Origin of the sequence: Corallococcus sp. EGB (assembly GCF_019968905.1) — a bacterium.
GTDB lineage: Bacteria > Myxococcota > Myxococcia > Myxococcales > Myxococcaceae > Corallococcus.
The window spans coordinates 7,528,539-7,551,056 of the sequence record NZ_CP079946.1 but is presented as its reverse complement, the minus strand read 5'-3'; the positions used below and the strand labels follow the sequence as shown (position 1 = coordinate 7,551,056).

Genomic DNA, 22,518 nt, shown 5'->3' with positions numbered 1-22,518 from the left:
CCAGGGAAACGCCCCCCTGTGCGAGGGGAGCGTCCGCTGGGAGCGAGCCGCCCGTGGGTCAGGCGCTCCGGCCGAGTGACCGGGGGACTACTGCTGGCGCGGCTTCACCGGCGTGGTGGCCGCGGCGGCGGGCGTCGTCACCTTCTGCGCCACCTCCGCCGGACGGCGGCGGATGACCAGGGTGCGGCGGCTGGCGAACTCGGTGCTCTCACGGGCCACCACCAGCACGTTGTTGTTGCCCTCCTTGAGCGCGAAGTCCGAGGTGAACTTCAGCGTGTTGGGCTCGCCGCCCTTGGGGTCCACGGCCTTGAAGTAGACCTTCTGGTCGTTGACCAGCACGTAGACGTCCAGGAGGCCGTTGGGGTCCTTCACCACGCCGGAGAGGCTGAACTTGTCGCCGTTCACCACCACGCCGCCGTGGGATGGATCCACGTCCAGCTTGATGTCCGGCGGCTGGTGCGTGGTGGTGTAGGCCACCGTCTTGGGCGCCGCGGCCTTGCCGGTCTTCACTTCCTTCGCGTCCTGCGTGCGGACGAAGGCGAAGCGGTCCTTCTCCAGCGCGACCTTGTAGAAGCCCTTGGTGGTGGCCTCCAGGTTGAGCAGCGCGCCCTGGGGCAGCTTCGCCACCGGACGGGCATCCGCGGTGGGGGCGGCGAACAGCTCCGCCTTGTCGTTGAGCTTCACCAGGCCCTTCTTCGCCTCCAGCGGGGCCACCGGGCCGTCCTTCACGGGCAGCTGGAGCTTCTCCAGGACGAACTCCTCCAGGGGCTCGTCCAGGATGGCCAGCTTCAGCGGGAAGGTGTCGCCCTTGTAGCCCTTCTTCAGCGACACCTGGAAGCGCGCCGTCTTGGTCTCACCGGGCTTGAGCTCGCCCAGCTTGAAGCGGCCCTTCTCGATGAAGATGTTCGCGTCGCCGCCGTTCTTGATCTGCGCGAACGAGTCCAGCGCCGGGCCCGCGCCCGTGTTGGTGACGTCCAGCACCACCGTGACGTCCTCGCCGCGCTGCACGACGCCGTCGCCGTTGCACTCGGCGCAGTCATCCACCACCTGCCAGTTGAACGCGAACGTGGGACGGGGCAGCTCCACGAAGGACAGCTCCGACACGAGCGTGTCGCGCAGCGGGCCGTTGTCGTCGAACAGCTTCACCTTCACGTCGTCGCGGCGGCTGGTGAGGTCCTTGGGCAGGCGCACCTGCACCTTCCAGGACTTCTTCTCCCCCGGCGCCAGGGCGCCGAAGAGGAACTCGCGGCGGTCGAGGAACGCGTTGTCGCTCTCCGTCCAGCCACGCACGCGCTTGAGCGGCTCGGTGCCCTTGTTCTCCACGTTGATGACCATGTCCATCTGCTCGCCGGCGGCGATCTTCACGTCCGGACCCGGGGAGAAGCTGGCGTCCAGCTGCACGTTCTTCGGCGTGGGGCCGGGGCTCCAGTCCAGGCCCAGGGCGGCGATGGCGTTGTTGATGCGCTGCTCCTCCTCCTGGCGCTTCTGCTCCACGAACTGCTTGCCCTTGGCGATCTGCTCGGAGCGCTTCACCGCCGGCACCTTCACGATGAAGTCGCGCGCGAACTGGACCTCGAAGTCCTCCTTGATCTCCTCCTGGGACTCCGCGTCCAGCTGGTCGTCCAGGTCCTCGCCCTGGCCGGCCACGTCCACGTCCAGGAGCGGATCATTCTGGCCGTGCTCCTTCTTGGCGTCCTTGGCGGGCGGCTTGGCGGCGACCTTCTCCTTGGGCTCCTCCTTCTTGGCGGCGGCGGCCTGGACGGCCTTCTCGTCCACCTTCAGGTACTTGAGGCTGGTGCCCGGCTTCTCGCGGTCGAGCACCTCCTCGCGCTTCTTGGCGACGGTGGTGGAGTCCGGGTTGCCGAAGTGCTGATCCAGGTCCGCCTCGCCCATGGACTTGCGCGGCGCGAACACGTCCACCCGGTCCGCGGTGACGCGCGTGGGGACCAGCTGGATGTCCGGCACGATGCCCACCTCCTGGATGGAGACGTCGCCCGGGGTGAGGTACTTGGCGATGGTCAGCTTGAGCGCGCTGTCGTCCGGGAAGTCGTAGAGCACCTGCACGCTGCCCTTGCCGAACGTCTGGCGCCCGATGATGACCGCGCGGTCCAGGTTCTTGAGCGCGCCCGCCACGATTTCAGACGCGGAGGCGCTGCCCGCGTTCACCAGCACCGCGATGGGGTAGGACTCCTCGCCCTCCGTGGGGCGCGCGCGCTTCTCCTCGCGCAGCTTGTCGCTGAAGCCCACCGTCGCGACGATGGTGCCCTTGGACAGGAACGTGTCCGACACCTGGATGGCCTGCTCCAGCAGACCGCCCGGGTTGCCGCGCAGGTCCAGCACCAGGCCCTTGAAGCCGCCCTTGGCGTCCGCCTGCTTGCGGATGTCCGTCAGCGCCGCCTCCAGGTCGCGCGTGGTGTTGCCCTGGAAGTTCTTCAGGCGCACGTAGCCCACGCCGCCCGCGAGCAGCTTGTGCTGCACGGACTCGATGGAAATCATGGCGCGCGCCACCGTCATGTTGCGCGGCTTGTCCCAGCCGTCGCGCTCCACGGTGATGGTGATGCGGCTGTCCACCGGGCCGCGCAGCTTGGACACGGCCTCGTTGAGGTCCATGTTGACGGTGGACTCCTCGCCAATCTTCTTGATGCGGTCGTCCTTCTGGATGCCGGCGCGCGACGCGGGCGTCTTGGGCAGCACCTTCACCACGGTGAGGTTGCCCTCCTTCATCTGGATGACGAAGCCCAGGCCGCCGAACTCGCCCTTGGTGGACAGCTTCATCTCCCGGTACAGCTCCGGGCGCAGCAGCACCGAGTGCGGATCCAGCGTGGAGAGCATGCCGTTGACGGCGGCGTACTCGATGTCACGCGTCTCCTCGATGGGGCGCATGTTCTTGGACAGGAAGTCGAACACGTCCTTCAGCGCGAAGGACATCTTCCACAGGGAGTCCACGTGGGAGATGTCGAACTCCTTCTGCTTGCCGTTGACGTTGACGTTGAGCTTGCCCGTCTCCGCGTTGCCGTCCACGAGCACGTCCGGGACGCTCTTCTCCACGTACTCCAGGGAGGCGATCATCATCTCCTTGGGCTTCACCCGCTTGGGGTCGACGTAGTTCTCCTTCACGTAGAGGATGACCTTCGTGAGGACGCGGAGGCTGTTGAGGTCGTGAGGGGCCTTCTCTCCCTTGCTGCCCGAGGACGGCAGTGCGCCGTCCCAGGAGTCCTGCCCCGCCTCCGCCGCTCCCACGGTGAGCGGGAGGGGCGCTCGGTCACTGCCTGCGTAGGCCCAGGCCCCCAACAGAACGGCGACGGCGGTGATGCGGCGGAAGATGCGCGGCATGCGGTTCATCCCAGCTGGGGTGCGAGAGGCGCCCCGGGTGATGCGTGAAAAGCCTTGTGAATCCGAACGGTTCGACGAGAGGCAAGGGGCCAGGCAGCGGCCGGGCAAGCCTAATCACGGCTTCCAGGTGCTTCAAGGCGTGGCCTTGTCACTAGCGACCGAGAACGTCTGCCGCAGGCAATGCGTTCCCGGGCGGCCTGGACGTACGGACACCCGGCATCCCCCTTTATTTCGCGCTAGCCCCTGCCGCCGGGCGGCGCGCCCCCGGGGCCCACCGCGTCCGGTGGCGGGGGCAGGTCCCCGGCCTCCCGGAGGCCCCGGTAGAGGAGGGTGCCCCCGACGATGGCCACCGGGAGGAAGAAGGTGTTGAGGATGGGCACCCACAGGAGGACGTAGACGCCCGCGCCGAAGCCCAGGCAGAGGGCCCGGCGCTCGCGCAGCATGCGGCGCACCTCGGCGAAGGGGTACAGGTGGCGCGTCATGGGCGTGGCCAGGTGCTCCGCCGCCATCCAGAGCATGGTCCACACGCTGGCCAGCACGGTGAACGCCACGCTGCCCGCGCCCGGCACCAGGTTCAGCGGCAGGAGGATGGCCAGCCCCAGGAGCAGCAGCGCCATGCGGGCGAGCGTGTGCAACAGCCCTGTCGTCAGCCCGCGCAGGAAGGATGCAGGGGAGCGCACGGCGTCGGTCCGGGCGCACGCGGCCTCGGTGGCTTCGGACAGCGGGTCCTGCAGCGGCGTGAGCAGGAGCGGGGGCACCACGTTGGCGCCCACGACCCAGGCCACCAGCGCGCCCAGCACCAGCGCGAGCGTCCAGCCGGCGCGGCCGTACCAGGAGCCGGGCTGGGGCCACACGGACTCCAGGAGGGCGGGGGCGTAGCGGTAGAGGACGACGGCCAGGCCCACCAGGGTGACGGCGGTGAGGACCGCGCACAGGCTGGACAGCAGGAAGAGGCGGCGGGAGCGGAAGAGGAGCCGGAAGGCGCGTCCGAGCACCCCCACGCCTTGGAAGAAATCCGACAGGCGGGGCCGGGCGGACAGGGTGGGGACGGGGGAGGCAGGGCGCATGGATTCGGGGTGCTCAAATGAGGGCAAGGTCACCGGGCCCCGTTATATAGGGCGCCCTCATGTCCCTCGACCTCAAGCGCGTGGCCTCCGAGCCCCTCACTTCCGCCGCTCCCCTGGTGGAAGAGCTTCGCAAGGCGGAGAAGCCCCGGACCGAGCACCGGCTCGGGCTGGAGCACGAGAAGTTCATCTACCCCGTGGGGTCCGCCCAACCCGTGCCCTACGAGGGACCGAACGGGGTGGGGGCGCTCCTGGAGCGCATCGCCCCCGGGGGCTACTCGCCGTTCCGGGAGACGCCCGAGTCGCCGGTCATCGCGCTGCAGCGTGGCATGGCGGCCATCTCCCTGGAGCCGGGGGGCCAGTTCGAGCTGTCCGGCAGCCCGTTCCGCACGGCGCGGGAGGCGCACCAGGAGAACCTGGGGCACCTGAAGGAGACGAAGGCGGCGGCGTCCAGCCTGGGCCTGCGGCTGGTGGCGCTGGGCTACCGGCCGGTGGGCACGACGGGCGACATGCCCTGGATGCCCAAGACGCGCTACCAGGTGATGCGCCGCACGCTGCCGGAGCGCGGCCGGCTGGCGCTGAACATGATGCTGATGACGTCCACCGGGCAGGTGTCGCTGGACTGGGCGGACGAGGCGGACTGCGTGCGCAAGACGGTGACGGTGGCGCGCCTGTCGCCGCTGCTGGTGGCGCTGTACGCCAACAGCCCGCTCCTGGAGGGCAAGCCGTCCGGCTACATGTCCTACCGCAGCCGTGTCTGGGAAGAGGTGGACCCCACGCGGTGCGGCTACCTGCCGTCGTGGTTCGACGGGTCGTTCTCCTATCAGGCCTATGTGGACTGGGCGCTGGACGCGCCGCTGCTCTTCCTGCGCCGACAGGGCGAGTACCGCCACCCGAAGCTCACCTTCCGTCAGCTCCTGAAGGAGGGCTACGAGGGCCAGCCCGCGGACATGGGCGACTGGACGGACCACCTGTCCACGCTCTTCCCCGAGGTGCGGCTCAAGAAGGTGCTGGAGGTGCGCGGCGCGGACTGTGCCAGCGCGGCGATGACGGGGGCCCTGGGGGCGCTCTGGCGCGGCATCCTCTACGACGCTCAGGCGCTGAAGGAGGCGGAGCTGCTGTTGCCCCGGCTCACCTTCACGGAGCACCTGTCGTTCCACGACACCGCGCGCCGCGAGGGGCTGGCCGGGAAGCTGGGGCCGCACGAGCTGCACCGGCTGGCTGGGGAGATGGTGGCCATCGCGAAGCGGGGCCTGCAGCGCCTGGACCCCGAGGACGCGCCGCTGCTCGCGCCGCTGGAGGCGGTGGCCGCTTCGGGCAGGTCCCCGGCGCAGGCGGTGCTGGACGCGTGGAGGGAGGATCCGCGTCCGGAAGTGCTGATGACGCGCTTCGAGCTGTGAGGCCCTGACGCGTCCGCGGGGGGCGTGATGTCCCGCGGACGCGAGGCTGGCTAGAAGCGGCCGCCCACGGTGAGGTTGCCGTTGAAGAGGCTGCCCTTGGCCTCGTCGTTGGTGCCGGGGATGGTGGTCAGGTCCTCGCCACCGACGAAGCGGTAGGTGGCGCGCACGCCGGCGGCCAGGTGGCCCAGGCGGTATTCGATGCCCGCGGCCAGCGGCCACTCCACCTGCCAGTCATTGCCGTAGACGGGCCGTGAGCCCGAGGACGCGTGCAGGTAGCTCAGGCCGAAGCCCGCGCCCACGAACGGGTGCCACTTGTGGTCGATGAAGGGGCCTATCTTGGCCAGGCCCGTGCCGTTGTTGCGCCAGATGTTGTTGCCGCCGCGGACGCGGGCGTCATCGATGGGGATGCTCTGGCCTTCGTAGCCGAACTCCACGCCGATGTACTCCCAGGGCTGGGCGTTGGCGGTGACGTTGAACAGCGCGCCCACGCCCGTTTCATTGCCCAGCTTGCCGGTGTAGCCGCCGAAGCCCACGCCCACGTCCACGCCGGGCGCGGTGTCTTCGTTCTTCCTGGTGATACTGCGCGTCACCTCCGTCGCGTCCACCGCGAGCGCGGGGCCGGCCACGCAGACGCCGGCCAACGCCACTCCTGCCATCGTCGAAGTCATTCGCATGTCCAGGTTCCTCCTGAGGGAAGTGCGGGACCTGGAGTGGAAGCTGGGCCTGTGAGGCCGGATGGCGCACCTGCCCGGGGAGTGGAGCCAGGGGGCCGAGGGCCTCAGCGCCGCCCGAAGAGCTTCTTCAAACCGGAAAGCAGGCCGCCCGGCCGCGCTTCCGGCTCGGTGTGGAAGGGCGAGCGGGCGATGAGCGCGTCGCGGGAGGCGTCATCCAGGTCCTCCGTCGCGAGCGTCACGGGCTGCCGCTTCGCGCCGGGCAGGGTGGCGCTGAAGGAGAGGGCGCCGTCGGTGGTCAGCTCCAGGTGCACCTCCACCTCGCCGGGGCGCTCCACGGTGAGGGTGAGGGCGCCGAGCCATTCGTTCTCCACGGCGGTGGCGGCGGTGCCCTGGAAGAACGCGAGCGCCAGCGGGCCGGGGGCGGTGACGGGGATGACCAGCGTCTTGGCGGTGGGCAGGCGCGTGTTGCGCTCCAGCACGCGGCGGAAGGTGCCGGCGTCCTCGGCGACCCCGATGGGCGCGGTGAGGACCTCCGACACGCTGGCGGCGGGCTTGCCGGTCTCCGACAACAGCAGAGCGTGGCCGAGCAGCGCGGCGCCGCGCACGACCGCGGTGCGCGCGTCCACGTCGTCCTCGCGCACGGGGACGCCCAGGCTCTCCTCCAGGCGGCGGCGCACGAGGGGGGCTCGGGACTGGCCGCCCACGAGGAGCACGGCGTCCAGGCCTTGAGGGGACAGGGCGTTGGACTCCAGCACCTCGCGGGTGACGGAGACGACGCGCTGGGCGAGGTCGGCGGTGAGGGCCTCCACGCGCTCGCGGTCGAGCGTGGGGCCGGGGCCCGTGGGCAGCGTGACGTCCACGGTGTTCCGGGTGGAGAGGGACTCCTTGGTGGACTGGGCGAGGGTGCGCAGGGGGCCCCAGTCGAGCGGGTGTTCGGGGCGGGGATGGCCCTGTTCCGAGGCGTCGCTGACGAGCGCCTCGGCGATGCGGCTGTCGAAGTCCATGCCGCCCAGGGTGGGGTCGCCGCCGGTGGTGACGACCTCCAGGTCATCGCCGGTGACCTGCACGACGCAGACCTCCAGGCCGCCGCCGCCCAGGTCCACGACGAGGACGCGCTTGCGCGCGAGGCCCCGGCCGTGTGCGTACGCGAGCGCCGCGGCGGCGCTGTTGGTGAGGACGCGGGGCACGTCCAGGCCGGCCATGGTGGCGGCTTCGCGCAGGGCGGCGCGCTGGCGTTCCGTGAAGTGCGAGGGCGCGCAGAGGACGGCGCGCGTCACCTTGCGGCCCAGGTGCGTGGTGGCTGCCTGGTGCAGCTCGCGCAGCAGCATGGCGGTGAGGAGGGTGGGCGCGACGAGGCGGCCATCGAGCTCCACGCCCGCGTCGCCATGGAGGTCGGTCGCGACGGGGAAGGGGAGCTGCGGTGAGAGCCAGCGCAGGTTCGGGGAGCGGGCGCGCACGCCCAGCAGGCGCTTGAGGCCGATGACGGCGCGGCGGGGAGCGCGCGCGGCTTCGAGGAGGGCGGCGGTGCCGACGAGGAACTCGCCGGAGGCGTTCACCGCGATGACGGAGGGGAGGCCCGGTCCGTCGGTGCCCGGGATGGGGATGTGCGTGGCGACGCCATCGATGAACGCGGCGACGCGAGCGTGCGAGGTGCCCACGTCGATGCCGAGCACGACCTCCGCCGCCGAGGAAGCGGTGACGGGCACGACGGGAGCGAGGTCCAGGCGCGTGCGGCGACGGCTGCGCGTGGTGGCGGCGCTGCCCTGCGTGTCAGGAGAAGACGGTGGAGGGGCCTCGTCGGCGCGTGTGGACTGGGACGCGGTTTGTGCCGTGGCAGTGGGACCTGGCGCGGTGGCGTCGTGGGCGCGCGGGGACTCCGCCGCGGCGGAGGTCTGCGTGCTGGACGGAGTCGCGGCGTCGTGGGGGCGCGATGCCTCCGGCGCGACGGAGGCCAGAGGGGGCAGTTGCTCCGAGGCCGTGCGGGTTGGTGCCGGCGCTTCGCTGGTGAGCGAGGCCGACACTGCGTCGGATGCTTGAGCGGGATGTTGCTCGGAGGCCGCGCGGGTTGGCGCTGGCGCTTCGCTGGTGAGCGAGGCCGCCATTGCGTCGGATGCTTGAGCGCGGAGTTGCTCGGAGGCGGTGCGGGTTGGCGCTGTCGCTTCAAGGGGGCGCGAAGCCTCTGCCGTGGCGGAGTGGGAGGCATCACCCTGGAGCGATGACGGAGCGGTGGCAGGCGGGATGGAGCTGCCGACTTGTACGTGGAAGGGCGTCGTCCCCAGGGACGCGGGTTCCCCCTCGTGTCGAGCCGAGCCGGAAGCATCCTTGACGAAGGGGGCCGCGTCGGAAGCCGGGACGAGCGCAGCCGCCGTGTCCGCTGTGGAGACAGCAGGCGAGGACGAAGCCTCTTCGGTGATCGCCTGCGCTTCCTGAACGGGTTCCGCGCTCACTGCGGACGCGGTGCTCGTGACGGAAGTGACCGCTTCGGTCGCAACCGTATCCGTGGAGGCGGGAGGGGCAGCGGCCTCCGCCTTCAGGACCGAGGCGAGGGCTTCGTCATGCCCTGCTGCGCGGACCGGCTCCGACGAAGCGTCCTCCGTTGCGAACGGGTTCGACGGAGCTGCTTCGGATGCAATCGTGTTGTCGGACGGAGGCGGTGCAGAAGTGCCGACGAGCGCCGTCCACGCGTCCTCCTCGGGCAGGTCGACCACGACGACTGTCGACGCGTCGTCCTCTTCCTGCGGAGCTCCAGGGGTGGGTTGCGGCTCAGGTGCCGTCGTGTGGACATCCGCGGACGTCGCGACGGCTGGTGTATCGAGCACAGGCTCAGCGCTCGGCTCCTCGATACGTGCAGGCGAGGCGGTCTCGCGCGCTGCCGGAACCGTGGTTTCGACAGCCTGTTCAAGCGCCGCGCTGAACGGATCCACGTCCTCGGAAGAGTCCGTGCTGAAGGCGTGCGGAAGTGCATTCGGATCAATGCCCCACGCACGAAGGCGGTCGGCTTCCCGCTGACTCATCGTTGAGGCTGACTCGGGAAGTGCGGCCTGCGTGTCTCCTTCCCCTGCGCCAGCGCCCGAATCGTCTGCTGACCGGAACTCCACCGGCTGTAGCGTCGCCTCGGTGATGTCCGCTGCGACGTCAGGGGCCGCGGCTGCCGAGGCGTTCTCCACGAGAGGAGAGGACTCCGCCGGAGGGAACGCTGCTTGGGGGGCGGCTCCCTCGGTTTCGGAGCCCGACTCTTCCCATGCATTGCGCGCTTCCGCAGGGAGTGTCTCGCTGGTGGAGTCCTCGACAACGTCGAAGGCCGGAGCTGTCGCGAAGTGCTCCGCTGGAGGAAGCGCTGCTTCGGTGCCGGCATCCTCCACGTCGGAGTCCGACACAGCCCACGTGGAGTCCTCTTCAGGCGGAGAAGTCTCTTCTGCCGAGCCCTCGAAGGGCGGAGGCGTGGCCGCGGGAGCGACTTCCTCCACGTCCGAGTCCGACACAGCCCAGGCGCTGTGTTCTCCCGGAGGAAGCGTTGCGTCCGGCACATGCGTGTCCGTCGCGAACGAGGGAGCTGGCTCGGCGGGAGCGGGCTCCTCATCCGCCTCCATGCTGAGGTCGACGTCGAAGTCGAATGACTGGTCGGAGTCCGTCTGCGTCTCGGAAGAGACGGCAGTCGCTTCGACGCGGGCAGATTCAGTCTCGGAGGCTGCGGCAGCTGCCGGATCCGTGACGGATTCAGGGCTCCATTCGGAATGCTCGGGTGTGTGCGCGTCTCCGAGCACGGCATTCGGATCAAATGCCTCCACCGACGAGGGCGTGAAGTGGGGCGCGGATGGCTCATCACTGTCGAGCGAGCCAGAGGCCCCCGCCTCCACCCAATCCGATGCGGCGGCAGGCGAGTCCACCGTGCTCGGATTGGCTTCCCATGCAGGGGCTTCTGCATCGGAGAACGAATTCGCCGGGGCACCCGACTCTACGGACGAAGTCGAACTCCAGTCCGCTGCTTCCGCCTGGTCTGAAGTCCACGGAGCGCTGAACGCTTCTGTTCCCGCGTTCGCGGGACTGGCAGTCGTCTCCGTCGAAATCGCGTCCTCGCGATCCACAGTCCACGGATCAGAGAACGCTTCCGTTTCTGCAATCGCGGGACTGGCAGTCGTCTCCGTGGCGGCCGTTTCCGCTTCGCCCGCGGTCCAAGCATCGCGGCCCGGCTCTGGCGCTGCGTACTCGGTGCTGGCGGTCGGCTCCGTGGATTCAGTCGTCGCCTGGTTCGCGGGCCACGTGTCGCTGAGCGGCTCTTGCGATGTGTTCGCGGTAGCGGTGGCGGTCGCATCCCAGGTCGACGTTTCCGCGGATGCCGCCGGATCGGGCTGCGCGTCCGTCCCCGTCTCGACCGCATCCCCTGGCGTCGGCTCCGAGGGAGGCTCGGACGTCCACCGGGCCTCGACCGGGGACTGCGTCACCGCCGCGAAGGTGCCGGATGTCGCAGGAGTCCGTTCCTCGGCCGGAACGCCGCTGGACGCAGGCGCCGTCGGCTGGACCGTGAACATCTCCTGGGTCGCCCGCTGCGCATCGATGCCCGCTGGACGCTTCCGGGACCTCGGCGGGAAGCCCACTTCCGGAAGGGGCGCGAGCGCTTCCTCTTCGTCGGCCGCATGATCCGGAAACAGCGACACCGGCTCGTCCGGTTCCGCCAGGTCGGGCGGAGGCTCGACGGCGATGGGCGCCTGCACGGCCGGCAACGTCATGGACGCTTTCGGCGCCGCGGCCCGCGGCCGCGGTTCCTCGACGGGAGTCTTCGCCGGAGGCTCTGGCGGTGCCGACACCGTCTCCGCGCGAGCGGCAGGCCGCACCGGATTCACAGCCGGCGTCCGTCGCACCAGCCCTGGCGGCAGCGGAGCCGCCTCCGTCCGGGGCGCGGCAGGCGAAGCTGCCGCCGCCTCCGTCCCGCTCCGCCGCGCGACGATGCGATCAATGAGCGCCTTGCTCGCCGCATCCAGCTTGGTGAACCGCACCGTCATCCCGGTGCGCCCGGCGTCCGGCTGTGCCTTCAGCACCACGCCTTCACCGCGCAGCAGCCGCGTGCCGTCCGTGAGGACGAACTCGAACGCCAGGCCCGTGCCCTCGGGCTTGGGGGCGCGCGTGGCCACGAACACGCCACCTCGCCCCACGTTCGAGCCATACCGCTCGATGAACTCCTCCTCGCCCGCGTACGGGAGTCGGATGCGGAGGGGGAGGAGCTTGGGGGCCGGCCCGGTCATCGCAGGGGAATCCGCACGTCCCCGCCGGAGCCCCGCACCACGAGCGCCAGCCCATCGTCTTGCACGGCGTCCGGCGGCACCTCGAAGAACAGCACCACTTCCGTGCGCTGTTCGGGCGCCCAGGTGGAGGGCAGGGGCTTCGTGCCGGCCACCGCCTGCGCGTCACGCGCCAGCGGATACGTCTGCCCCTTCGCGTCCGTCAGCTTCGCGCCATCCAACGTCAGCGGCGCGGGCATCCCGCCCACGTTCTGGGTGATCAACTCCACGCGCAGGAACAGGTCCTCCGTCGTGAGTCCCAGCCCCACCTTGCTGGAGCCGCCCTTCACAGAGTGCGACGCCTCCAACCCCGTCACCTTCATCGCCACCGTGTCCACGTGCACGGTGTCGTTGTGCTCGGGCAGTCGCAGCTTGCGAGGGCCGTGGTCGCCCATGCCCGCGGCCAGGCCCGCCAGCTTCGACTCCTCCGGCTCCGGCGGCGGCACCGGACGCCTGGCCGGCGCGCCACCCTGCTTCACCCGGTCCGCCTCCGCGCGCAGCTTCTCGAGCGTGCGCGCGTCGGCCTCCGGGCCGCCTTCAGGCGTGGAGGTCTCCTTCGTGCAGCCCCCCAGGAGGAGGGCCGCCGTCAGGAACGCCAGGGAACGGGAGGAGACGCGAGGACTCACGCCGGGCTCGCGCCCTTCACCAGCTCGTAGAGCTTCTCGAGCGCCACGGGCAGCTTGTCCGCTTCCGGGCCACCGGCCTGCGCCATGTCCGGCTTGCCGCCGCCCTTGCCGCCGACTTCCTTGGCCATCTCGCGCACCAGGTTGCCCGCGCTGATGCCCTTGGCGACGACGTCCTTCGTGGCCGCGACGAGGATGACCGCGCGGCCGTCCTTCTCACCGCCAATGGCGATGACGCCCGAGCCGATGCGATCGCGCAGCTGATCCGCCATGCCGCGGAACACCTTGTCGTCCGCCGGGTCCACGCGAGTGGCCAGCACCTTCATGCCGTTGACCTCGCGCGCCTGGTCCAGGAGGTCCTTCTGCGAGGCCGTCTGGGCCTTCACCGCGACCTCCTCCACCTTGCGCTCCAGCTCCTTCACGCGCTTCTGGGTGGCCTCGACGCGGGTGGCGACCTCCTTCGGGTTCGTGCGCAACAGCGCCGCGACCTTCTTGAGCTCGTGCTCCTGCTCGCGAACGAACTGGAGCGCGCCCACGCCCGTCACCGCCACGATGCGGCGCACGCCAGACGCGACGCCGCTCTCGCTGGTGATCTTGAACAGGCCGATGTCGCCGCTGCGCCGCACGTGCGTGCCGCCGCAGAGCTCCGTGGACTCCGGGTGCACGGTGACGACGCGCACGGTCTCGCCGTACTTCTCACCGAACATGGCCACGGCGCCGGACTTCTTCGCGTCGTCCAGGTTCATGACCCGCGTCAGGGCATCCGCGTTGTCACGCACCCACGTGTTGACCAGGTCCTCCACCTGCTCCAACTGCTCCTGGGTGGCGGGGGAGAAGTGCGAGAAGTCGAAGCGCAGGAAGTCCGGCGCGACGACGGAGCCCGCCTGCTTCACGTGCTCGCCGAGCACGCGCTTGAGCGCCTTGTGGAGCAGGTGCGTGGCCGAGTGGTTCGCGCGGATGGCCTTGCGGCGCTCCACGTCCACGGCCGTCTGCACCATGTCGCCGACCTTCAGCGTGCCGTCCTTCACCTCCACGCTGTGGACGATGAGGCCCTGCACCGGGCGCTGCGCATCCTTCACCGCCACGACGGTCTTTCCGCCGTGAGCGACGATGCGGCCCGTGTCACCCAGCTGGCCGCCGGACTCACCGTAGAAGGGCGTGCGGTCCAGCACGACTTCCGCCGTGGCGCCCGCGGAGACCTGCGGCACCTCCACGCCGTCCTGTACCAACGCGATGACGCTGCCTTCGCCCTCGTGGCCCTCGCCCTCGTAGCCCAGGAACTGGGTGGGCGCGGTGCGCGACAGGACGCTCTGGAAGATGTCCGTGGTGGACTTCTTCTCGCCGTGGAAGTCCTGGCTGGCGGCTTCCTGGTCCTTGAGCGTGTTGAAGCCTTCCAGGTCCACGTCGTAGCCGCGCTCGCGCGCGATGATCTGCGTGAGGTCCCACGGGAAGCCGTAGGTGCCGTGCAGCAGGAACACGACGTCGCCGGAGAGGATCTTGCCGCCGGAGGCCTGGAGCTTGGACAGCTCTTCGTCCATCAGCTTGAGGCCGCGGTCGAGCGTGCGGCGGAAGCCCTCCTCCTCATGCTTGGCCACTTCGAGGATGAAGGTGCGGCCATCGCGCAGCTCCGGGTAGGCGTCGCCCATGAGCTCGATGACGCGGTCGACGACCTTGTAGAAGAAGGGCTCCTTGATGCCCAACTGCTGGTCACCGTGGCGGATGGCCCGGCGCATGATGCGGCGCAGGACGTAGCCGCGTGCCACGTTGGACGGCTGGACGCCGTCCGCCACGAGGAACGCGGTGGCGCGCGCGTGGTCCGCGACGACGCGCTGCGAAGCACCGGTCTCCTGCGTATAGGGCTTCCCGCACAGCTGGCTGACGGTGGCGAGGATGTCCTGGAAGAGGTCGGTGTCGTAGTTGGAGCGCTTGCCCTGGACGACGGACGCGATGCGCTCCAGGCCGGCGCCGGTGTCGATGGACGGCTTGGGTAGCGGGATGAGCGGGGCGTCCTTCTCCTTGCGCTCGAACTGCATGAACACGAGGTTCCAGATCTCGAGCCACCGGTCGCAATCACACGCGACGCCCTGGCACTTCCTGCCCGCGGCCTCTTCCACACAGGGGATGTCGTCGCCCTGGTGGTAGTGGATTTCAGAGCAGGGGCCGCACGGGCCGGTGTCGCCCATGGCCCAGAAGTTGTCCTTGTAGCCGAGCTTCAGGATGCGGTCGCGAGACACGCCCTGCTTCGCCCAGAGCTCGAAGGCCTCCTCGTCCCAGGGGATGTTGTTCTCGCCGTTGAACACGGTGACGGCGAGCCGGTCGATGGACAGGCCGAGCCGCTTCGTCACGAACTCCCAGGCGAACGCGATGGCGTCGGCCTTGAAGTAGTCGCCGAAGGAGAAGTTGCCGAGCATCTCGAAGAACGTGTGGTGGCGAGCGGTGTAGCCCACGTTGTCGAGGTCGTTGTGCTTGCCGCCCGCGCGTACGCACTTCTGCGAGGTGGTGGCGCGGCGGTACTCGCGCTGCTCACGGCCGGTGAAGACGTCCTTGAACTGGACCATGCCGGCGTTGGTGAACAGCAGGGTCTGGTCGCCAACGGGCACCAGCGAGGAGGAGGCCACGCGGCGGTGGGCGCGCTCCTCGAAGAACTGGAGGAACGCCTCGCGAATCTGGGAGGCGGTGAGGGCGGAAGGCATGGTGTGGGTATATGCCACAAGAGGGCCGGGCGCAGCAGTTCCTGGACGGGTCATCCCGAGGCGGACGGAGCATGTAGGCACGGCTGACGTCAGGAGGGCAGGGGAGCGGCCGGGGCCAGGGTGGGTGCCCTGCTTCGAAGGGGCGCGTCCGAACCCTCCGGTATGAGACCTCAGTGTGGGGGGACGAACTGCTCGAAGCCAATCTGCGGTGGTTCCTCCGGGATGCCTGCTCGCCCCTACGAATAGCCTTGCGCCGTTCTTGTTGATGTGCGCCGCCATCCTTACGTCTGCGCCGGAGAGGCCTGCTTGATGGCGGTGGCAAGCATGCTCGCTACCCACTGCATCAGGCCGCTCTCGTTCCAGCAACTCAGGACCCGATGGCCCGTCCGGAGCCTCCGTCGGTCACTGGCGCGGTGGAGCCCTTTCGCCAAGGTCCACTTCTCACCCTCATCATCTCCGCGAGCCCGCCTGCCCAGACACGAAAGGGCAACGGGCATCTGGATCATTTACCGGCTACCACAGGTGCATCGAAGGGGAATGGGCGAGCTGATGTTGCCGCGAGCAGGCATTGCCGGTGAGCAGTGTGACTTGGCGACGTACCTGTCAGCACGGAGGCTCAACTGGGGTTAGGAGCCCGTGCGGGAGAAGGCAACGCCTTTCTGGAGTAAATCGAGACTCAGGGCGCATGAGCGCACTTGTGGCATTTGCAAGCTAGAAAAGCTTGTGCGTGTGCGGTAGTTGAACTTGAGGGACCTCCTATTCGCTGCCAGAGCGGCAGGCGGCGGGAAATCCCTTGGGGATAGAGAATGACTGGCTGGAATTTTCTCGGACGGCGGCAAGGGCTTTCCATTGGCCTGGCGGTGGCCGTGCTAGCGGGGTGTGGCGAAAAGGAATCAAAGCCCTCCTCTCACTCTAACTCCCCGGCCACGGTCGCCGTGCTGTCAGAGCATCAGTTCCAGAGCAAGGGGACCCTCCGCTTGCCATTCGGCCAGGATTGTTCGGCGGGAGGAAACTCCGAGTGTGAATCAGGGCTGTGTGTTCACGTTGGCCCGCAGCGCAGCGCGGGCTACGTCTGCACCGAGCACTGTAGTCCTGCAAGCCCGTGCCCTGAAGGATGGCGGTGCGGGCAGGTTCATCCCAGCGACCCTTCGGCTCGCCTCTGCCTTCCGCGTGCGGACGCCAGGTAGAGCGTTGATTTAAAACATTCTTCGCTTGCTGATTCAGGAAGTCATGTCTCGACCTACTGCTCGTGCCATTTCACAAGTCCAGATGCACAAATACGGCCTTTATGCTGTGAGCCTGATCTGGCTCTTACTCACTCCCACGGCTGCGCAGGCATCCGGTTACTTCTCATTTTGTGGTCCCCGTCCAAGCGGGAGCCCGGGATTGGTGCAGTGGACGTGCGCCTGCTCAGGCGCGGATGGCGGTTCCGAACTGCTGTTCTGCAACGGAAACGATCCAAACAAGTCATGTCATACAAGTGATTGCCTCTACCCGCCGAATGGAAGTCAGACGGAGATCGGCTACTATCCCTGCTGTCCATCCAGCACGACTTGCGGGTCGTCAGCGGAAGCATTCAAGATTACGAGTGACACCTGCTCCGGTGAGAACTGGCCGTGTAAGCTGGGGGACGAATGCACTGCACCCGATGATATTTGTAAAACCGGGACGTGTAAGGCGAGCCTGGATGACGTCACCGAGGAGGGCGAGCCGATCAATGCGAAGTCTGAATGCGTTCTCAATCCGTACTCTGCGTGCGATGATGAAGATGGCGACGCATGCGGCGTGGGAGGTCCCGGACTTGTAGGTGATCCAGTCCTTGTCGGAGCACGGAGTACGCGTCATCCCGTCACGGACGTAGAGATCCAGAGCTCAGTGGGGGGGATTGCCCTGGAACGCGTCTACGTTTCTTCTGAACGGACTTGGGCCTCTCAGCACAGCCTGGGCACTTCAGGAGGGGCCTACCTTGCGCGCCCCTTCGGAGCTGCCGCGGAAAGCCGCGAATCCCTGCACTGGTGGCATAATTTCTACAGCTTCGTCCTGCCTGTTGTGAGTGGTGGAAGCGAGGTCTGGCAGGTACGTGAGGGAAGTGGAAGGTTGCTTGAGTTTACAGGGTGTGCTCGTTCCGCGACATCCTGCCTGGCTCAGCCAGGGGCGCGCTCCAGAGAGACCGCGGCACGCCTCGTATGGGAGAGCACGGGTCCAGGAACTGGATATTTTGTCTTGCACAAGCCTGGCGAGGGTCGCCTCTTCTTTGAAGCAGTCTGGAGTCCGACGGGCAGCGCTGGTTCATCCGAGACGCGCTATTTCCTCACGCGAATCGAGGACACGCAGCACGCGGCCCCGGGGGGGCTCGCTCGGACCCGCGCGACCTTGAGCTATGCCTCGCCTGCTGGCTTGACGTGTCCGGGATTGGGGGCTGGGCCGACGCCTGGCGTACCTTTTCTTTACGAGGTCAGCTCTGCCGAAGGCACGCGTTTGAGATTCACCTACAAGAAACTGCCAAGCGCGCGTACGGAAGTCGGTGAGGAGTGTGTGCTCGCGAGTGTCTCGTTGGTAGGTGCCACCGGAACGACAACATCGCTCGTGGAGTACACCTATGCCCCCACGGGAGCCGTCAGTGAGGTGGGCGGACGTCTTGCTCAGGCTCTGTGGCCACAGCGGGGCGGGATGACCGAGAAGTATGAGTATAAAGACTCCTTGGGCACTCCTGTCTGGAAGGTCATCCGAGGAAATTCCCCCCAGACCGCTCACTATTATCAGAAGGGCTACGTCACGTTTGACAGTGAGTCCCTGATAGGCGGGTTCGAGCCCAACGTGCAAATGGTGGATCGGACGACTGGAGCATGTGACACAAGCTCGTCGCCTGAATGTCTTGAGCGTGTGATGTCCACCGTGTCGAAGTATGGCTACTTTGGGAATGCTGGCGGGTACGGGTACGAGTCGGTGAGCTATGTCCAGGAGCGGACGACCTTCGCGAAGGGCCCGCGAGTGAAGAGCATTGGGATTGGATGCTCGGGGACGAGCTGTACCCGGATGCAGGAGTACGTCTGGAGCACGTTGTCCAATGGCATGACCGTCAACCGCGCCAAGAAGGAATGGAGTGGCGGCTGGACGGCCCGCGATTGGGTGGTCCCCACTGGAGCCACTGCTTCCACGCTGCCGGAACTGCGCTCCGTGGCTGTTGGTGCGACAGCCGCGGACGGTTCGGGGGCTTTGAAGACCACCCGGTATAGTTATGCGGAAAGCACAGCTGGAACCGGAGTCGTGCTGGGAGAGCGCCTGCGAGTCGAGGAGAAAAAGGTATCACTCCTCCAAAGCGGCGCAGACACCGTCCAGCGAAATGTGTACGACCCCTTGACCAATCGCGTTCAGGCGGTCATTCGCAGCGGTTACACAGAAGGGCTCGGCTCGGGTGGCGCGGCTCCGGTGCCTACGTTGAAGCACCAAGCGACTTTCTATTTCACGCGACAGGTATGCTCTGGGGGCACTACCGATGATGCCCTGGGACGTGTCCTGGAGGTTCATGGTCCATGCTGGGTCGGCGGACCGACGGCCACGGAGTGCTCCGAAACGCTCAACACGACGATTCCGGTCACCCAGTACGAGTACTGGTCGGCCGGGGCAGGCACTCCGAATGCGAATCGCCTGAAGAAAGTCTCCCGCTATCCACAATTGACCTCCGTGACAGGATGCGCGGGGCAGACGGCACTGGAAGTTCATTACGCTGATTACGACGTGCGGGGAAATCCGCGAAGCGTCACGGATTCCAACGGCATTGCAACGACATACACATATCAGGAGGACCGGGTCACCTCCATTGCGACCCAAGGCTCAACCTGGGAATACCTCTACGACAATGGAATGATGACAGCCATCCACTTCCCCCGTGGGGATTACGAGCGCTTCTGTTATCGCGGTTCAGGATACGGTCATTGCACGAGCGCCTGGATGGGGAAGCTCACACTGCGAGCCAAGCAGGCGTTTCTGGACAGCTACACCTGGAGCGAGGAAGTTCACTACGACTACGGGAAGGACCGGAAGCCCAAGACGGAGACGTTCGAGGGCAATGATGACTCGGATAAAGTGCGTCGGCAGCGTTTGATTGAGGCAGACACGAACGGGAACCCTGCCTACGAGCTGGCCGGGGGGCGGTACGGCAATCCTTCCTGGTACGTGCGTCCCAAGTTGTTTGACGGGGCCAGCCGCCTGGTAGGCGTGGGCCTCGCCTACAATTCGCCTCCCGCCTTGTGCGGTGGGCTGAATGTGGATGGCCGGCCTGTGTCACCGCTCTGCAATGCGATGAGTTATGATCGGGCGGATCGGCTGACCGGGGTGGATGAGTATCCGGAGATCGGAACGCGGACGGGAGGCACGCGGACGTGCATGTCTTACGACGCGCACGGGAACATGGCGACGGTGCGCACGGGGTGCCCGGCGACGGGAGCCGTCGCGGACTGTACTGCTTGCAGCCAACCTGAATCCACCTATCGATACGATGACTTCGGGCGACTTGTCGCAGTCAAGTTGCCCTGGCAGGGCGGCGATGGATGGACGCGTTACGACTATGACGCTGCTGGCAATCTCCTGGCGAAACAGACGCCGCAGATGCGCGCGGATGGGGAGCATCTGGCCTTTGCCTATGATTCGCTGGGACGGCGCTTGTCCGCGACCCGCATCGTGGGGGGGGCCTCGCCGCTCACGGAGACTCTCTACACGCTGGGCTACGACAACTCCGCGGCCCCCGATTCCAGCTGTCCGCAGCCCGTGAATACCCGTGGACGGATGCTCTTCCGAAACGATTCTTTCGGGCAGACGTGGCTGTCGTACGACGCCTGGGGACGGGTGACGAAGGAGATCCGGGTGCGACGCTCTGCTGGGAACACGTTCACTTGTCCGAGTGATACTCCGGCGACCACGCTGCATACGAGTTACGCGTATTCCACGTCAGGTGACTTGCTGTCCGTGACCTACCCCTATGGGCATCGTGTCTCATACGGGTATCGAAATCACCCCAGTTCCTCCGTACCGTCGGACCGGATTGGAACTGTCACGGTTGAACGCTGGAATGGAACATCGTGGACAGCACTTGCCAATGTGTCGGACATCCTGTGGGAGCCCTACGGCGGCCTTCGGTCATACAAGATCAACTCTCCTGGAGCTGCGAATCCTCTGTATGTGGAGTACTCGCTCGGCGACAACACCAGTGCGCCCCCTACCTCGCCGTGCACAGAAGGAATCACTTCTGCCCCGGATTATACTGGGCGGCAGCGCAGTGTTTGGGTTTCGTCAGCAGGCTTTTCCTGGTCGGGCGGCCATGGGAACCTGTACCGCCGGGTGTATACGTGGAAGGGGGATGAAATCATCCAGGAGGACACGTGCCTCTTGGGGGGACCGACTCCGACGACCGTGAAGTATGAGTACGATGGGCTCGGGCGGCTCAAGAACGTCACCCGTCCAGCGGGGAATGTCGCTGCGGTGGGCGGGACGGTCAGCTCCCGTAGCTACGGGTATGACGGACGTGGGAACCGGATCAGTCAGGTCGAGGACGGAACCTCGTTGACTTTGACTCACGGTACGGGGGCCTTGGTCGACCGGCTTGAGCGTAGGCAGGGCAGCTCGGCTGGTTCAATGCTGGATTACCAGTATTCGTATGACCTGGATGGCCGCGCCACGGGGAAGCGCTGGGTGGAGGTCGCAGGGGCGCCCGTGTACCAATTGCAGTTCAATCACGGCGCGTCTGTTGGAGGTGCATCGGAGACGGTGTTCCGCTCCGTGGATGTCAATGGAAGTACCTACGAGTACTTCTACGACGCGATGAACCGGCGGCGGCTCAAGCGCTATCCGACCACGGTGGAAGACGAATTCTTCTATGACATGGGCCACTCGCTGCTCGTGGACCGGGGCAACTCTTCTGTGGTACCGCCGGTGGGAGGATTCACCCAGTATGTGGATGACACCTTCGTGTGGCTGGACAATCGGCCAATCATGGTGGTGCGCGGGCAGTTGACGTCAGGAATGGCCCGGGTCGCAACGCTAAGTGGTGATTGCGCCCGAAATGGCGCGCCTGCGACATGCGGTGTGTATTTTCCGGTGGCCGATGCTCTTGGCAAGGCGATTGTGTTGTTCGACTCCTCGGCCAAGGTTGCAGGTGTCGCAGACTATGACCCGTTTGGTCATGTTAACCGGGTATCGCTAGACCAGGATTCACCCCACCCGCTTACTGGGACGGTTGGAGGCGCCGCACAGGAAGTTCTCCTTGCCGAATTGAGCCAGCCGGTTCCGGAGGACGGTGGCGTGGTCATTCGCGAACGCACGCTCTTCCACTTGCTGGATACAGGCAGTGATTCGCAGGTCGAGTTGCGCAACCAGACGGATGGTGGGGTTCTTTTGAGTGGGCTGGCTGCCACGGCGGGGGGACAGGTGTGGTCGTCGTGGATAACGCCTGCTCAGGGGCGTGCTTCTATTGTCGTTGTGACATCAGGGTCGGCAGGGACATTTGCTTCTGCGGGAGTCGTAGCAGAAGGATACGAGTACCAGCGATTCCAGCAAGCCGGACATCCTTTCTGGATGCCACTGAGGCTTCCCGGGCAGTACCACGATGCTGAGACCGACCTCTTCGAGAACTGGAACCGCTACTACGACCCGAGCATCGGGCGGTACCTTCAGCCGGAACCGATGTTGGAGGACCCGAACATTATTCGCAGTGCGGCCCTCCAAGGTCAGTCGATGCCAACGTATGCCTATGCTCTGAACAACCCTGTTCATTTTGCGGATCCGACTGGTTTGCTCGTAGAGCTTCACTGCGAACCAATTTGGGGTCACGGACTCCATGGCTTGGCACGACACTGCTACATTAGGACCATGATTCCGGGAGAGTACGACCTGACCGTCGAAATCTACGGCCCGGGTTCGCGGGACGAGGTGACCAATTCCTGCAACAATCCGCAGCGCGGCTGGCCGATCGAGCAGCCAAATAATCCGAAGCGTAATTCTGCGTTTTGGACGGTGAGTCCACCGCTCTGGCCGCGCTCCTCCGCAGACGGCTCGCTTGAGGACTGTGTCCTTCAGCAGTTCAGGATTCATGCAGGGACGCTGCCGCCATATGATGCCTTTGGGCCGAACAGCAACACCTTTGCCGGGGATATTTTGCGTGCGTGTGGCATCACGGCGCTGCCCCCGCTAAATGCGCCGGGGTATCGACGATGAAACAAGACTGGCGTTGGTACTGGCTTGCGTACTTCTACGTAGTTCCGCTTGTCATAATGTTCGCTGTCCTAATCGCACTCGGTTGGTGGCGGGTGCGTTGGCGCGCCGCTGAATTGTTCCGACTCCTGGCAATCGGCTTGGCCCCAGCACCGGTGGCCGTAGTTCTTTGGAGTCTGTTCGCCAATCGTCTCGGGAAAACATCGGGAAACATGTGGGAACTCGAGCTTGCCGGCCTGGTTGGTGCGC

General features: G+C 66.8%; 8 protein-coding genes and 1 pseudogene. 2 read left to right on the top strand and 7 right to left on the bottom strand.

Going from position 1 to position 22,518, the window contains the following annotated elements; all coding sequences use genetic code 11:
• Nucleotides 1-87 precede the first annotated feature (87 nt).
• Both KYK13_RS30655 and KYK13_RS30650 read right to left on the bottom strand, forming a co-directional pair.
• Nucleotides 88-3,342, bottom strand: coding sequence for an MXAN_5808 family serine peptidase (locus tag KYK13_RS30655; protein WP_223636907.1), 3,255 nt, complete (start codon nt 3,340-3,342; stop codon nt 88-90).
• A gap of 227 nt (nt 3,343-3,569) precedes the next feature.
• On the bottom strand, nt 3,570-4,400 hold the full coding sequence (locus KYK13_RS30650) for an EI24 domain-containing protein (protein WP_223636904.1): 831 nt from the start codon (nt 4,398-4,400) through the stop codon (nt 3,570-3,572).
• A 59-nt stretch (nt 4,401-4,459) separates the two neighbouring features.
• Here KYK13_RS30650 and KYK13_RS30645 point away from each other — a divergent pair, with 59 nt between their 5' ends.
• Nucleotides 4,460-5,797, top strand: a complete 1,338-nt coding sequence (locus KYK13_RS30645) for a glutamate--cysteine ligase (RefSeq protein ID WP_223636901.1) — start codon at nt 4,460-4,462, stop codon at nt 5,795-5,797.
• 50 nt (nt 5,798-5,847) lie between these two features.
• Here the strand turns inward: KYK13_RS30645 and KYK13_RS30640 are convergent, their stop codons facing one another.
• From KYK13_RS30640 to alaS, 5 genes and pseudogenes are all read right to left on the bottom strand, one after another.
• Complete coding sequence (locus KYK13_RS30640) at nt 5,848-6,471, bottom strand: outer membrane protein (RefSeq protein ID WP_223636899.1); 624 nt, start codon at nt 6,469-6,471, stop codon at nt 5,848-5,850.
• A gap of 104 nt (nt 6,472-6,575) precedes the next feature.
• The gene (locus tag KYK13_RS30635) at nt 6,576-8,177 is read right to left on the bottom strand and encodes an Hsp70 family protein (RefSeq protein WP_223646847.1); all 1,602 of its coding nucleotides are present in this window, start codon (nt 8,175-8,177) and stop codon (nt 6,576-6,578) included.
• A gap of 3,246 nt (nt 8,178-11,423) precedes the next feature.
• Nucleotides 11,424-11,711: pseudogene (locus KYK13_RS30630) on the bottom strand (TIGR02266 family protein); the annotation flags it as partial.
• A complete protein-coding gene (locus KYK13_RS30625) occupies nt 11,708-12,373 on the bottom strand; it encodes a hypothetical protein (RefSeq protein WP_223636896.1) in 666 nt (221 codons plus the stop codon). The gene KYK13_RS30625 and the pseudogene KYK13_RS30630, both read right to left, overlap by 4 nt.
• A complete protein-coding gene (alaS, locus tag KYK13_RS30620; protein ID WP_223636893.1) occupies nt 12,370-15,063 on the bottom strand; it encodes an alanine--tRNA ligase in 2,694 nt (897 codons plus the stop codon). Before alaS ends, KYK13_RS30625 begins: the two co-directional genes overlap by 4 nt.
• Before the next feature lie 3,036 nt (nt 15,064-18,099).
• On the opposite strand from alaS, the gene KYK13_RS30615 reads away from it, so the two are divergent.
• Nucleotides 18,100-22,272: an RHS repeat-associated core domain-containing protein gene (locus tag KYK13_RS30615; protein WP_223636890.1), complete on the top strand. Its 4,173-nt coding sequence runs from the start codon at nt 18,100-18,102 to the stop codon at nt 22,270-22,272.
• Nucleotides 22,273-22,518: the final 246 nt, after the last annotated feature.

What these genes read in the sequence shown, in the direction of transcription:
- KYK13_RS30655 (WP_223636907.1), bottom strand. Translation starts at nt 3,342, where the DNA reads ATGAACCGCATGCCGCGCATCTTCCGCCGCATCACCGCCGTCGCCGTT.
- KYK13_RS30650 (WP_223636904.1), bottom strand. Translation starts at nt 4,400, where the DNA reads ATGCGCCCTGCCTCCCCCGTCCCCACCCTGTCCGCCCGGCCCCGCCTG.
- KYK13_RS30645 (WP_223636901.1), top strand. Translation starts at nt 4,460, where the DNA reads ATGTCCCTCGACCTCAAGCGCGTGGCCTCCGAGCCCCTCACTTCCGCC.
- KYK13_RS30640 (WP_223636899.1), bottom strand. Translation starts at nt 6,471, where the DNA reads ATGCGAATGACTTCGACGATGGCAGGAGTGGCGTTGGCCGGCGTCTGC.
- alaS (WP_223636893.1), bottom strand. Translation starts at nt 15,063, where the DNA reads ATGCCTTCCGCCCTCACCGCCTCCCAGATTCGCGAGGCGTTCCTCCAG.
- KYK13_RS30615 (WP_223636890.1), top strand. Translation starts at nt 18,100, where the DNA reads ATGCAGGAGTACGTCTGGAGCACGTTGTCCAATGGCATGACCGTCAAC.